This is a genomic window from Steroidobacteraceae bacterium (genome assembly GCA_041395505.1).
GTDB lineage: Bacteria > Pseudomonadota > Gammaproteobacteria > Steroidobacterales > Steroidobacteraceae > JAWLAG01.
This window is the reverse complement of the sequence record JAWLAG010000001.1, coordinates 615,907-629,641: the sequence shown is the minus strand read 5'-3', so window position 1 is coordinate 629,641 and position 13,735 is coordinate 615,907. Positions and strand designations below refer to the sequence as shown.

Annotated in this window: 12 protein-coding genes; 4 read left to right on the top strand and 8 right to left on the bottom strand. The window is 64.7% G+C overall.

Going from position 1 to position 13,735, the window contains the following annotated elements; all coding sequences use genetic code 11:
- Window positions 1-77: 77 nt before the first annotated feature.
- The 8 genes from R3E77_02900 to R3E77_02865 form a co-directional block, all read right to left on the bottom strand.
- Window positions 78-1,550 carry an ADP-ribosylglycohydrolase family protein gene (locus R3E77_02900; protein ID MEZ5498360.1) on the bottom strand — a complete coding sequence of 491 codons (1,473 nt, stop codon included), beginning with the start codon at window positions 1,548-1,550 and terminating at the stop codon, window positions 78-80.
- The gene (gene ttcA / locus R3E77_02895; GenBank protein MEZ5498359.1) at window positions 1,547-2,338 is read right to left on the bottom strand and encodes a tRNA 2-thiocytidine(32) synthetase TtcA; all 792 of its coding nucleotides are present in this window, start codon (window positions 2,336-2,338) and stop codon (window positions 1,547-1,549) included. The genes R3E77_02900 and ttcA overlap by 4 nt, the downstream gene beginning before the upstream one ends.
- An 86-nt stretch (window positions 2,339-2,424) precedes the next feature.
- A complete protein-coding gene (locus R3E77_02890; GenBank protein ID MEZ5498358.1) occupies window positions 2,425-3,945 on the bottom strand; it encodes a carboxypeptidase M32 in 1,521 nt (506 codons plus the stop codon).
- Between the two features lie 151 nt (window positions 3,946-4,096).
- Window positions 4,097-7,273 carry an efflux RND transporter permease subunit gene (locus R3E77_02885; protein ID MEZ5498357.1) on the bottom strand — a complete coding sequence of 1,059 codons (3,177 nt, stop codon included), beginning with the start codon at window positions 7,271-7,273 and terminating at the stop codon, window positions 4,097-4,099.
- Window positions 7,270-8,340 carry an efflux RND transporter periplasmic adaptor subunit gene (locus tag R3E77_02880; GenBank protein MEZ5498356.1) on the bottom strand — a complete coding sequence of 357 codons (1,071 nt, stop codon included), beginning with the start codon at window positions 8,338-8,340 and terminating at the stop codon, window positions 7,270-7,272. The genes R3E77_02885 and R3E77_02880 overlap by 4 nt, the downstream gene beginning before the upstream one ends.
- A gap of 50 nt (window positions 8,341-8,390) precedes the next feature.
- Window positions 8,391-9,260, bottom strand: coding sequence for a DMT family transporter (locus tag R3E77_02875; GenBank protein ID MEZ5498355.1), 870 nt, complete (start codon window positions 9,258-9,260; stop codon window positions 8,391-8,393).
- A 5-nt stretch (window positions 9,261-9,265) separates the two neighbouring features.
- Window positions 9,266-10,519: a serine hydrolase gene (locus R3E77_02870; GenBank protein ID MEZ5498354.1), complete on the bottom strand. Its 1,254-nt coding sequence runs from the start codon at window positions 10,517-10,519 to the stop codon at window positions 9,266-9,268.
- Between the two features lie 60 nt (window positions 10,520-10,579).
- Window positions 10,580-11,038, bottom strand: coding sequence for an LEA type 2 family protein (locus tag R3E77_02865; protein ID MEZ5498353.1), 459 nt, complete (start codon window positions 11,036-11,038; stop codon window positions 10,580-10,582).
- Between the two features lie 179 nt (window positions 11,039-11,217).
- Between R3E77_02865 and R3E77_02860 the strand changes: the two genes are divergently transcribed.
- The 4 genes from R3E77_02860 (at window position 11,218) to R3E77_02845 (ending at window position 13,699) form a co-directional block, all read left to right on the top strand.
- Window positions 11,218-11,580 (top strand): PadR family transcriptional regulator, encoded by a 363-nt coding sequence (locus tag R3E77_02860; GenBank protein MEZ5498352.1) that lies wholly within the window; start codon window positions 11,218-11,220, stop codon window positions 11,578-11,580.
- A gap of 4 nt (window positions 11,581-11,584) precedes the next feature.
- Window positions 11,585-12,529 carry a sensor domain-containing protein gene (locus R3E77_02855; GenBank protein MEZ5498351.1) on the top strand — a complete coding sequence of 315 codons (945 nt, stop codon included), beginning with the start codon at window positions 11,585-11,587 and terminating at the stop codon, window positions 12,527-12,529.
- 80 nt (window positions 12,530-12,609) lie between these two features.
- Window positions 12,610-13,230, top strand: a complete 621-nt coding sequence (locus tag R3E77_02850) for a hypothetical protein (protein ID MEZ5498350.1) — start codon at window positions 12,610-12,612, stop codon at window positions 13,228-13,230.
- Window positions 13,214-13,699 (top strand): DUF192 domain-containing protein, encoded by a 486-nt coding sequence (locus tag R3E77_02845; protein ID MEZ5498349.1) that lies wholly within the window; start codon window positions 13,214-13,216, stop codon window positions 13,697-13,699. Before R3E77_02850 ends, R3E77_02845 begins: the two co-directional genes overlap by 17 nt.
- Window positions 13,700-13,735: the final 36 nt, after the last annotated feature.

Genomic DNA, 13,735 nt, shown 5'->3' with positions numbered 1-13,735 from the left:
GCATTTCCAGAACCGGGAACCCGGCTATTTTAGCCCGCTTCGGCGTGCTCTTTCACAAGGGTCGGCCGGGCGCGCGCCTAGGCCAGGCCCAGCATCGCCAGGGCCAGCAGGCGATCGCAGAATTCTTCAATCATTTCAATACGTTTGAGTCCGGCGCGCCAGGCGGCCGGCACGGCGCGTATGCCCCAGTGGGCGCCGGCGAGCTGGCCGTAGATGGCGCCGGCGATGTCACTTTCGCCGCCGAGGTTGATCACTTCGAGTGCGCCCTGGCGGTAGTTCGCGCTGCGCTCGAAGGCGAGGAGCGCCGCGGCCAGTACTTCGAGCAGTGTCTGCGGCCCACGCCCTCGTGCCCCATCGAAACTGCGAAATCCACCGGCAGCGAGCTCGGCGAGCTCGGGCTTCAAGGCGGGCTGGAACAGCCGCGGATCGGGCGCGAGTATTCGCGTCTTGCCTGCGCCCGACAGCGCCGCATGCAGCATGGCGCCGACCAGCCTCGCGGCATCGAGCACCAACGGCGCCTGGCAGGTCAGCCTGGTGGCATTCTCGGCCATGCGCATGGCGTCATCGGCACTCGCCAGGCAGAACATCACGGCAGGCGCAAGCCGCGACATGGGCTCGCGGTCGAGCTGCGTCGGATCGAAGGATCCCGTGAAGCGTCGCTGGCGCCATTTGGCTGCGGCGAGTGCGCGAGCGACACCGGAGGTGATGCCGACACACTGACCGGTAGCCGACAGATACCCCTCGCGCTGCCAGCGCGTCAGTCGTTCGATCTGGTCCGCCGTATCGAAACCGTTGCACTCGAGCAGGCTCTCGGCGACGCACAGGGCCATCGCAGTGTCGTCGCTCCACGCGCCAGCCGGCAGATCGAAAGGCCCGCCGCCGATCATGTCGCCAACCGGCGCAAAACCACCCGGCGCGCGAAACTGGGTGGCCGCGGCCAATGCATCGGCGACCGCGAGGCCAACCAGCGCACCGTGGAAGCGGTCGCGCAAACGGCTGGCTGCCTGCAAGGTGGCGCCTTCGAGCAGTACATCGCGCATGCCTGCCCAGTTGCGCACGTAGTCACACTGCTCGCGCGTTTCCGGCACGTAGTCCCAGCTCGCCGAGCGCGGCGACTGGCGCCACAGACGATTGAGTTCGTCGAGCGCATTGGCGCCGCTCATGCCGGACTCGACCAGATGACAACCCGCGACCATGCCCGTGCGCCCGATGCCTGCCCGGCAATGCAGGTATACGCGGCGATTGCGGCCGAGTGCATCTTCGATGGTCTCGAGTATCTCGGCCATTTCGGCCGCCTGGCCCGGAATGCCGTGGTCGCCGACGGGTTTGCGCTGGTATTCGACTTCGCGCGGTAAAAAGGCGTTGTAGGGCTCGCGCTCCCCGGGCCTGGTGAGATCTATGAAGCAGTCGATGCCGAGATCGCGCAATGCATTGATACGGCTGCGGGTCTCGCGATCGCTGCTGCCGCCCGGATACTCGCCGGCCAGCAGTCGGCCGTGCACGACCCAGTAGAAATTATGCAATGGCAAATCGAGCGCAGGCGAACTCATGCATCGACCCCGTTTTCGGCGCGCAACGAGGCGAAATCGAAATGGCGCGGATCCGCCAGTTGCGACGGCTCGACATGACGCAGCGCATTGAATATGGATTCGACGCGACCGGGCGACCGTCGTTCCCAATCGGCGAGCATTTTCTTGATGGCCGCGCGCTGCAACTGCTGCTGCGAACCGCATAGATCGCAAGGAATGAGCGGAAAGCGCCGCGCCCGGGCGTACCGGGCGATGTCCCTCTCGGCGACGAAGGCAAGCGGCCGGATGACCACATTGCGACCATCATCCGAGAGGAGCTTCGGCGGCATGGCCTTCAGCCGCGCCCCGAAGAACATGTTCAGAAAAAGCGTCTCCACGATGTCATCGCGATGGTGGCCGAGTGCGATCTTGTCGATGCCCTGCTCGCGGGCATAGCGATACAGGGCGCCACGGCGCAGCCTCGAGCAAAGCCCGCACATCGTCTTGCCTTCGGGTATCACCCGCTTGACGACGCTATACGTGTCCTGCTCGATGACGTGGAACGCGATACCGTGCTCGCGAAGGTATCGCGGCAGTACATCGACAGGGTAGCCGGGCTGCTTCTGGTCAAGGTGCACGGCGATGAGCTCGAAATGCACCGGCGCGCTGCGCTGCAAGGACAGCAGCACATCGAGCAGGGTGTAGGAATCCTTGCCGCCCGAGAGGCAGACCATGACGCGATCGCCCGGCTCGATCATGCCGTACTCGGCAATCGCCTTGCCGACGAGTCCGCGCAGCTGCGCCTGCAATCTCGTTGCCGTACGCGACATGGGAATCGCGGGCGCTCTGCACGCTCGCGGCAACACGCCGGCAGACTCCGGGATCCGCGCCGGAGCAACACGGGTGGGTAAGGGAATCATGCGGCGGCGCTGCCTTGCGCCTTGTCGACATCCAGGTACTTGGCTTCGAGGTAGCGCACGGCGCTTGCCGCGCTCAGCGGCTTGCCGGTTGCCTCCTTCAGCAACTGCGGCATCGGGATGCGTGCGCCGTGCATATAGACATTCTTGCCAAGCCACTCGTACATATTGCGAAAATCGCCGTTCGCGATCTCGCTGTCAAGGGAACGCAGGTCGCGCCGCATCGCTTCGTTGAGCTGCGCGGCGATCACACCACCCAGGGCATAGGCGGGAAAATACCCGAACGAACCCAGGGCCCAATGAACGTCCTGCAGGCAGCCTTCAACATCCGTTTGCGGGCGCACACCAAGGCGCGACTCCATGGCCGCATTCCAGGCTTCGGCAAGGTTTCGTACCGCGAGCTTGCCATCGAGCAGCTCTCGCTCCAGCTCGAAACGTATCATGACGTGCACCGGGTAAGTGAGCTCGTCGGCATCGATACGCACGCAACTGCGCTGCACACGGGTCAATTGCCGGTAGATGTTCTCCGGCTCCCACTCCGGTCCGCTGACGTCGAAATACTTGCCAAGGAGCGGCCGCAGATAGGCGACAAATGCGCGACTTCGCGCGACGATCATCTCCAGGAGCAGCGCCTGGCTCTGCTCGAGCGCGACGCCGCGATCGCGACCGACCGGCTGGTCCCGCCACTCGCGTGGCAGCCCCATGTCGTAGAGCGCGTGCCCGGTTTCGTGCAATGCGCCGAGCAGGCCGTGGAAGACATCCGTGTTGCGAAAATGCGTGGCGACACGCACATCGCCGTGCACGCCCTCCGTGAACGGATGCGGTGCCTCGTCGAGCCGGCCGCGATCGAATGGAAAACCAATCGCGCGCATGACTTCCATGGCGAGCTGGCGCTGCTTGCCGGGCGCGAACTTGCCAGTCAGGGCGAGCGCCGGGTCGCGTTGCTGGGCCACGATGGTCTCGTTGATCAATTGCGGCAATCGGCGACCGAGTGCGCGAAAGATCTGCTCCACTTCGTCGGCTGTGATGCCCGGGCTGTACAGATCGAGCAAGGCGTCGTAAGGCGGCAGATTGAGCGCCTGGCCGAGGAGCGCCGCCCGATCACGCGTGAGTTGCAACACCTCCTCCAGCAGGGGCACCAGCGTCGCAAATCCGGACTGCTGGGCGCCGATCCAGCCGGCCTCGGCGGCCGCCGTCGCCTTCGCGAGCCTCGTGATCAGCCGGACCGGCAGCGCAATCGCGTGATCGCGTTGTCGGCGCATTTCGCGCAGGTTGGCCACTTGCCAGTCCTCGAGGCACTGCCGGTTGGCTTCCGCGCGCTCGAGCAACCTTGAAACCTTCGGCGCAGTGAGCAGGGCATGGCATTCGGACTCGAGTGTCGCGAGCTGCTCGCCGCGCACATCGGCGCTGCCCCGCGGCATCATCACGGCCGCATCCCAGCGCAGCAGCGATAGCGCGCCGCGAAAGGTGTGTAACCGACGCCATTCCTGCTCTAGTTGCTCGTAAGGTGACTGGGCCATTGCTGCCATTGCCCCGCCAGCTGGCCGCTGCAATGCCGAACAAGATGTGAAGCGGCAGGCGGTGCGCGGGGACCGGGCCATTGTACGTTGCTCCCCGGCGGACCCAGCCGGAAGGGCACATAATTGCCGGATAATCAGTCGGTTAAACAGGTCATTCGCGGTTGACACCCGCCGCCGCGGCCGGCGTCGGCTGGGGCTCGGGCCCGCGCAGGCCATCCAGCAGGCGGCTGACATAATGTGGCGACTGCGTGCCTTTCGCGATCAAGGAGTACAGCGCCGGCACCACGAACAGCGTCAGGAGGGCGGCGAAAATGGTGCCAAAGAACACCGCAGCGCCGATGGCACGGCGGCTTTCCGCACCCGCACCACTTGCCAGCATCAGCGGCACGACACCGAAGGCCGTGCAAAAGCTGGTCATGAGCACAGGGCGCAGGCGCGTGGCGCCGGCCTCGACGATGGCGTCGGCAAAGGCCATGCCGCGATCGCGCAGCTGATTGGCGAACTCGACGATCAGGATGCCGTTCTTGCACGCGATTCCGATCAGCATGATGGCGCCGATCTGGCTGAATACGTTCAGAGATGCTCCGAAAATGGCGAGCCCGAGCAAAGCACCGGTGATCGCCAGCGGCACGGAAGCGAGTATCACGAGCGGATGCACGAAGCTCTCGAACTGTGCCGCCAGCACCAGGTAGACGATCAGCAACGCAAATCCGAAGGTAAGCCACAGCGCTCCGCCGGAGCGCTTGTACTCGCGCGATTCGCCGTCATAGCCGACGCGTACCGCACCCGCCGGTATTTCCTCGGCAATCACCTTGTCCATGTAATCGAGCGCTTCGCCCAGGGTGTAATTCGGCGCCAGGTTGGCCGACAAGGTCACCGCGCGTAATCGGTCGAAGCGCTTCAGTGCGGCCGCCTTGCCGACTTCCTCGAAATGCACGAGACCGCCGAGCGCGATGAGCTCGCCGCTTTTCTCCGCACGCACATAGATGTTGTTGATCTCGCCAACGCTGGTGCGGTCGGCTGCGCGCGCCTGCAGGACGACGTTGTATTCCTCGCCATTGCGATTGAATGTGGTCACGTTGCGCGAACCCATCATGGTCTCGAGCGTGCGTCCGATGTTTGCGAGCGACACGCCAAGGTCGGCGGCCTTTTCGCGATCGATACGCACCACGACCTGCGGCTTGGTCTCCTGGTAATCGCTGTCCATACCGATGATGCCGGGATTCTCTCGTGCAACGCGCGCCATGATCCGCTCGGCCCATCCGGCGAGTTCACCGTAGTCACCGGCGCCTAGCACGACCTGCAGGGGCTGTCCCTGGCCGCGCACGTTGAGGCTTGGCGGTTCGAAGACCATCACGCGCACGCCGGCGATATTGGCCGTCTCGGCGCGTATCCGCTGCGCTATCTGCGCGGCGGATTCGCTGCGCTGATCCCAGAGATTGAGCGGCAGGAACAAGGTACCAACGTTCACCTGTGGACTGCGACCGAAAGCGCCGGAGCGGGCCAGTACGCGCTTGGCGTTGCCGCGGGCCACCTCCGCGGCGAGGATCTGCTCGATCTGCGTCAGGTAGCGATCCAGATAGGTGATGCTCGCGCCCTCTGGCGCACGCACCATCACGGGCAACATGGCGCGGTCTTCCTTCGGCGCGAATTCCTGCTTGAGGCGCAGTCCGGCGAACGGCCAGCCGATCACCAGTTGCATGACGACGAGCAGCGCAAGCGCGGCCGCAGCGCCAACCACCCAGGGCGCGCGTTGCGAGCTGATCGCAAGACTCAGCCAGCCGCGATAGTACGCCGCGAGGCGGCGAAATCGCGAGTCGACGACCTGCGCGAATGCGCCGCGATGAATGCCTGACGCGAACAGCTTGGATGCCATCATGGGCGTGAGCGTCAGGGCGATCAGCGCCGATACGGCGACCGCGGCCGCGACACTCACACCGAATTCGCCGAACAACCGGCCGAGCGTTCCCGGCAGATACGCCACCGGCAGGAACACGGCGATCAACACCGCCGTGGTGGCGATGACTGCGAAGCCGATTTCGCGACTGCCATTGCTGGCGGCAAGCAAGGCAGGCTCACCTTGCTCGACGCGACGCGCGATGTTCTCGAGCACCACGATGGCATCGTCGACGACGAGACCGATTGCCAGCACCGCCCCAAGCAGGGTCAGCGTATTGATCGAGTACCCGAAGGTCGCCATGAAGATCGCAGCGCCGAAGATCGACACCGGAATCGTCAGCGCCGGCATCAGGGTCGCGCGCACTGTGCCGAGGAACAGGAAGATCACGGCCAGCACGATTGCGAGTGTTTCCAGGAGCGCGTACAGGACCTTGCGCATCGACTCGACGATGAACACGCTGAAGTCCATGTTGATCGCAAAGCGCATGTCCTTGGGCAAGGTTCTAGCAATACCCGTGATTTCGCCCTGCACGGCCTGCGCCACATCGAGCACATTGGCGGTCGAGGTCGGCAGGATGCCGAGGCTGATTCCAGTGCGCCCGTCGGTGCGCGCAATGCTGCGCAAGTCCTCCGCGGCAAGCTCTATGTCCGCGACCTCGCCGAGGCGCACCACATAGCCTTCGGGCGAGCGACCGACCGCAAGTGCGCGAAAATCCTCGGGCCGACGCAGCGCCGTATCGGTCCGCAGCGAGAACTCGCGCTGCACGGACTCGATCCTTCCCGCCGGAATTTCGACATTCTCGCGGCGCAGCGCCTCTTCGATGTCGGCGACCGTGAGCGCCCGCGCCGCCAGCGCTTCGCGATTGAGCCACACGCGCATCGCGTAGCGGCGCGCACCCGAGACGCGCACGCCCGCCACGCCAGGAATCGACGAGAAGCGATCGACCAGAAAACGCTCGGCGTAATCGGTCAGCTCGAGGACATCGCGCGTCGTGCTGTCGAGGTTGATATAGATCAGAACGTCTGCGCCATCGTCGACTTTCAGGATCTGTGGCGCGTCCGCTTCATCGGGCAGACGCGCAAGCACGCGTGAGACGCGTTCGCGAACGTCGTTGGCAGCGCTGTCGAGGTCGCGATCGGGCGCGAACTCGACAGTGATGCGTGAGCGCTCATCCTCGCTCTCGGACTCGAGCTTCTCGACGCCCTCGATGCCGGATACTTCGTCTTCGATCAATTGGGTGATGCGCGTCTCGACGACCTCAGGCGATGCGCCACGGTAGAAGGTGGTCACGCTGACGATGGGTCGCTGCACGTCGGGATATTCGCGGATCGGAAGGCGCAAGGCCGCCATCACGCCAAGCAACAGTACGAGCAGGGAAAGCACGGTCGCGAAGACCGGGCGGCGGATCGCGAGCTCCGAGATGGTCACGCACCGCTCCCGGCGTCTGTGGCGGCGAGTTCGCGGATCTTGACGCCATCGCGCAGGTTCTGCAGTCCTTCGGTCACCACGCGCTCGCCGGCGGCAAGACCCGCGATGATCTCCACCTTGCCCGGCAGTCGCAGGCCGATTCGCACCTCGCGACGGCTGGCGACATCGTCGACCACCACGAACACGTGTTGCGTGGCCTCCTCCGGGGTCAATGCTTCTTCCGGGATCACCACGGCCGAGCGCTCGCGGGTGCGCAATGCAACGGTCATGAACATGCCGGTCTTGAGCGCCGCGTCCTTGTTCTCGATGCGCGCCCGCGCCGTGATGGTGCGACTGACCGGATCGATGCGCGAGTCGATGCTCTCGATCGTGCCCGCGAAACTTCGTTGCGGATAAGCCGCGGTCGCTGCGCTCACCGGCATGCCGACCGCGAGTCCGGCAAGATCGTTCTCCGGCACCCGGAAATCGAGTTTCATGGTGCTCGAATCGTCGAGTGTGGTGATGACCGTGCCAGGGCTGATCAGGCTGCCGATGCTGATACGGCGAAGCCCGACGCGGCCGGCGAACGGCGCGCGTATGACGGTATCCTGCAGGCGCGCCTGCGCGGCGGCGACGCGAGCGGCAGCGGCGGTCTTCGCCGCCTCCAGCTGATCGAACTGTGACTTCGAAACTGCCTGGGTCGGCAGCAGCTCGCGGCCACGCCGGTACTGGCTATCGCTTTCGACCAGTTCGGCCTGCGCCGCCGCGAGGTCCGCGCGCAGCTGCGCGCTATCGAGTTCGATCAGGACATCGCCGCGCTTGACGCGCTGGCCATCGCTGAAGCGCACCGCGGTGACGGTGTTCGACACCTTGCTGGTAACGTCGATCGACTCGTTTGCATAGGCCGTGCCGATGGCCGTCAGGTCGCGCGCGACGGGTTCGGTCGCGGCTGCAACCGTCACGACCTGGACCTCACGTGTGAGCGCAGGCGCAGCAGTACCACCCATGGCTGCAGGCGGTGGCTTCGCGCCACAACCACAAAGCAAAGCGGCCAACAGGAAATGCAGAGGCAGGGAATTGCGCGGCATCGTCCGCAAGTATCGCACTTTGCCGGATTGCGCCAGTGGCATTGCGCGCGTCATCCATTGCCCGGGCGACGGCCGACCACGCCGGCCGCCAACATGGTACCGACGAGGACCACCGCGCAGGCCAGCAGGACCGCCGGCGACAATCGCTCGCCGAGAAAGATGGCGCCGAACATCGTGCCGAATACGGGTACCAGGAACGTCACGTTGATCGCCCGCGCCACGCCGATGCGTTGCAGCAATCCGAAGTAGATGTAGTAGGCAAGCGCCGTGCAGACAAGGCCGAGTGCGATGACCGCCGTCGCTGCGCCCCAGCCCGGCGTCCGCGCGGGCCAGGCCGCGACGGTAAATGGCAGTAGCAGGAGCGATGAAATCAGCACACTGACAGCTGCGACCGCACGCGCATCACCCCTGCCAATGACGCGGCGCGTGAAATTCGACGCAAAGCCATAGCAGGCCGCCCCGGCAAGGCCCGCGGCGAATCCGGCGGCCGTGCCCGAGCGGCCGACGCCGAGTGTCAATACGACGATCGCGCCGACACCGGCGAATCCGATCACGATGCCGGCAAGCTGGGTCGCTGCGATACGCTCACGCAGCCAAAGGTAGGCGATGGCCGCGCCGAACATCGGCGTTGTCGCATTGAGCAGCGACGTGACGCCGGCACTCAATGATTGCGCGGCGAATGCAAACAACACGAAGGGCAAGGCCGAGTTGACGGTACCGAGCACGAGCAGCGTCGCCACGCGCTGTTGGCGCAGATGCCCCGGTTTCAACCACGGCAGCAGGGCGAGAGCGGCGACCAGCATGCGCATGCCGGTCAGCGCAGTCGGGCCAAAATCGGGCACGGCGATGCGCAACAGCGGGAATGCACCGCCCCATATCGCGCCGACGAGCAGCAGCTCGGCTATCTCGCGTGGGCCCATGCGCGTCAGCCGGCGGCCGCCGCGGCGGTTGGCGTAATGCGGGCCCGGAGGATCAGATTGACGAGCACGCTCGCATCGAAGTCCGTCCCCATTCCGCCGATGTAGACGATGGCGAGGTCCTGTGACGGCGAGGCCCAGACAGCGGCCCCGCCCGGTCCTTCCATCCAGATGACGTCGCTGGCGGCGAAGCCATCGCCGTGCGTCGCCGCGAGATTCGTACCCGGAATGAATTCTCGCCGGCCGGCCGCGAGCGGCGAAGTCCACAGCTGCAGGCCATAGTTGGGATTGCTGCGCGAACCGCTTGCCATCCGGGCCACCCAGCCGGCCGGCAGGATGCGCTGGCCATGGATTACGCCCTCGTTGGCAAGCAGTATGCCAAGTCGCAGAAAATCCTCCGCGCGGGCTCGCAGGCAGCAGTAGGCCGCGGGCATGCCGCTCGGCCGATCCATGTACATGAGGGCATTCGCTGCGCCCATGGGCTGCCAAATGCGCTCGGCGAGCAACTCGGCATAGCCCTGCCCCATGGCACGCTCGAGCACGACCGCCGCCAGTTGTGCGTTGGCATCGGAGAGCGCAAAGCGCAGGCCCGGCTCGTGCTGCAATTTGTAAAGCAGGGCCGCTGCCGCAAAATTGTTGCCAAGCTTCAGGCGCGCATTCTTGTCGGCCAGCTCCGCGACGAAGAATTCGAGTCGAGATCGCAGACCGACTCGTATGTTGTCGCCGCCCAGAGCCGGCGGCGCATCCTCGAGTCCGGAGGTATTCTCGAGGAGCTGCTGCACCGTGATATGCCGTCGTGCATCACCACGCCACTCATCGAGATACTGTCCGATTTCGTCGGTCAGTTGCAGCCGACCTTCCGCGACGGCGATGCCGTAGAGCATTGCAACCAACGAGCGGCTGAGTCCGCCCCCGCCGAGCAGACTGGTCGCGTCCTTGCCCTGCCAATACTGCTCGAAGAGCACCGTCTCGCCTTGCGCGACCAGCAGCGCGAATGCGCCATGCTGCGAAGCCCAGTCGGCGGCGCGCCGCATACCTTCGGCAGCGAAGCTCTCCGTCCCCGCAAGGCGCGACAGCGGCAGCCGCGCGCGCGCGCGCAGTGCGAAGCGCGGCGTTTGCACCACGTCACTCCAGGACTCGTTGCTCGCGCTGACACGCCACAGGCGCGACACGTAGGGCCATTGCGCGATGACGGCTGCGACGACAGTCGATCCGCCCACCAGCAGGACGGCGGCCAGGATGATCAGCAGGCGACGAAACATGCCTCGTGAAATTCCGATGCAGCGGGGGCTGCGTCGCCTGCGATTCTAATGAAATAGATTCTAGTTAAGGCGAAACTGGCCTTTTTCCTCGAAAGGGATGCTGCGCAGGAACCCGGAGGCTAGTGACACCTTGCCCACGATTCGATAATCCAGGGCATCGCGCTGGCTGTCATTCAAGGTGCCGAGGAGCCGGATCAGGCCACCGGCCAGGTTCGTCGTGAGAAACATGTCGAATTCCGCTTCACCAAAAGCCGGCACGACGAACCCCGCGCCGCTCACGCCACGGCCGAAGTCTTCGCCCGCGACCTCCACGGTATACGACAACCCCTTGACCGGCAGTTCGCGGTCGTTGGGATTCTGCACCCGCATGCGCAGCTTCAGGCGCTGCTCGAGAAGATCGCTCTTCTCCACCTGCAAGGAAATGATCGAAAGGTTGGGTGCCTGCAGGCGGGTCAGGCCGCCGCAGCCACCCAGCGCGAGGGCGAGCAATGCTATGGCGAGTCGCGATCTACTTGGCATGGCGCCCTCCTGTGGCAACGCAGCGCATTGTACGGGTCCAGAGATGAACTGCAGCTAACTCAGACCGGAAGATTGAATTATATCTGCGTCAATTATTCATCCGATTGACCGATTGTATCGTTATTGGAGTTTACATCTCTATTGACTTACTAGTATTAGCTACTATACAGTATTGGTTAATGGACGATTCCGAGACACGCAAGTTTCAAAAGGACCTCAACACCGGGTTGGTGGCGCTGGTGGTCCTGACCGTGCTCGGCCATTCCGATGAAGACCTGTATGGCTATGAAATCGCCAAGCGGCTTCAGCCTGCGGATGCGCAGGCGGCACTGTTCAAGGAAGGCACGGTTTACCCGGTGTTGCGCTCCCTCGCGGCGAGCGGTGCGCTCAGCAGCCGGGTCGTACCGTCCTACTCCGGGCCGCCCAGGCGCTACTACCGCATCACCGACGATGGACGGCAGTTGCTGGCGAACTGGCAGGCAGCGTGGTCCCGCACGCGCGATTACGTCGACAACGTTCTCGGTCCACCTATTGAGGATTAGTCAGATGGCCAACTCTGCACCACGCGCAATCAACGATTATCTCGAGCAGCTGCGCAGCGCGCTGTCGGGCGAAGATCCGGCGCTGATACAGGACGCCCTGTACGACGCCGAGGAATATCTGCGCGCGGAAGTCGCAGCCCATCCGCAGAAAAGCGAAGCCGACGTCCTCGAACTCATCGCGAGCACCTATGGTGCTCCGGAGGAAGTGGCCGATGCCTATCGGCAGACCGAGGTCAAGCTGCGCGAGGCAATGCAGACACCTCAGCGCAAGCCCGCGACGCAGCGCAGTGCGCTCGGCCGGTTCTTTGCCATCTACCGCGATCCGCGTGCCTACACGTCCCTGTTCTTCATGTTGTTGACCCTTGCCACGGGCATCATTTACTTCACGATCACCACAGTGGGCCTGTCATTGTCGGCCGGCCTTGCGATCCTGATCATCGGCATTCCGTTTTTCCTCACGTTCATCGGCATCACCCGGGTCATTTCGCTTGGCGAAGGGCGCTTGCTCGAAGCCGTGACCGGCGAACGCATGCCCCGCCGACCCCTGCATCCGGGGCCACGACGGAGCCTGTGGGCACGCATCGCCGAGATGCTCCGCGATGCACGCACCTGGACGACCATCCTCTATTTCCTGCTGATGCTTCCGGCCGGCATCGCCTATTTCACGATTGCGGTCACCGGCATAGCGGTTGGCGCGAGTTTTGTCGCGATGCCTTTCGCGCTCATCGCACAGCGGCTCGGCTGGTTCGGCTCGGGCCAGGGCATCGGCGTGTTCATCGATGGCGAGCGCGTCGCAGCCATCGAGCCGTCCTGGCTCGATTCACCCCTGGGCTGGCTGTTGCTGCTCGTTGCGGGCATCGCCGTGCTCACATTGCTGCTGCATTTTGCGCGCGCCGTGGTGCGCAAGCATGCACAGGTGGCCAAGGCCTTGCTGGTCACGTCTTTGTAGTGGCGGCAGTGCCGTAGCGGTTGCCGGGCCCGGGGATCCATTCATCCCGCGTAAAGGCGCCAGGCGTTAAACTCGCGCGCATGCTCTTCCCGCGACAATCCGCGTTGGCACTCGCGCTCGCCGCACTGACCAGTACATCCTGCGGATCGGCCCAGGCACCGCTCGCGCCACCGCCGGCCGGCGCCGCCCCGGCGCCATCGACCTGCCTGCCCGGCGGCGACGGCTATCTGCGGGCGCGCCTGCGCGGCGCCTTCGACATGGACATCGCCTGGCGGGACGCCGAAATGCAATGCGAAGGCGGACCGCGCCCCGACGGCCGCGGCATCCGCGTGAGCATAGCGGGCCCCGCGCATGGCGATGGACATAGCCTGCGCTTCGTATTCGGCATCGCCAAGACCCTGGAAGGCGAAGCGACCCATGCCCGCGCTGCCAACGTCACCGTCATATTCGAAGGCGAAAAGCGGATCTTTGCCACGCGCGGCGACGACAAATGCACCATCGACCGGCTGACGCAGCAGCGGGTCGGCCCGCTCGGCGGTCCCAATCACCAATGGCGCATCGAAGCGCATGGTTTTTGTGTCGCACCTGCGACCGCCGTGGCAGACGACGGCAGCTTGCTGATCGCACGTTTCGATTTTGCCGGCAGGCTGCAATTCCCAGAGGCCAGCGAGGAAGCTCCGCCAAATGACACGCCCGGTTGAATTCAGGTTGCGCCTGTGGCTCGCGCTGTTGCTCGCCATCGCGCCGATCGTGCGTGCGGACGCGCCGCAGCTCGAGCTCGCGAGTTTTCCGCGCGAGACGCTACAGATCCTCACGGCGGGTGGCAGCCACGAGTTTCGTGTCTGGATTGCCGACACCCGCGAGCGGCAATTGCAGGGCCTGATGTTCGTGCGCGATCTGCCGGCAACACAAGGGATGCTCTTTGTCTACGATCGCCCGCAGTTGATCAGCATGTGGATGAAGAACACCTATGTCCCGCTCGACATGCTGTTCTTCGACGGCAAGGGCCGCCTGGTCGATATCGCCGCCAACACCACGCCCCATTCGCTCACCACCATCCGCTCCCGCCGTCCGGCCACCCTGGTCCTGGAAGTCCGTGCCGGCGTTGCCGCTAAGCTGAAATTGCGCGTGGGCGACCGTCTGCAACGCACTTCGACCGTTCGTCCCTGAGCACAACTTTTGCTCGGCTCGAGGGTCGCGTACCAT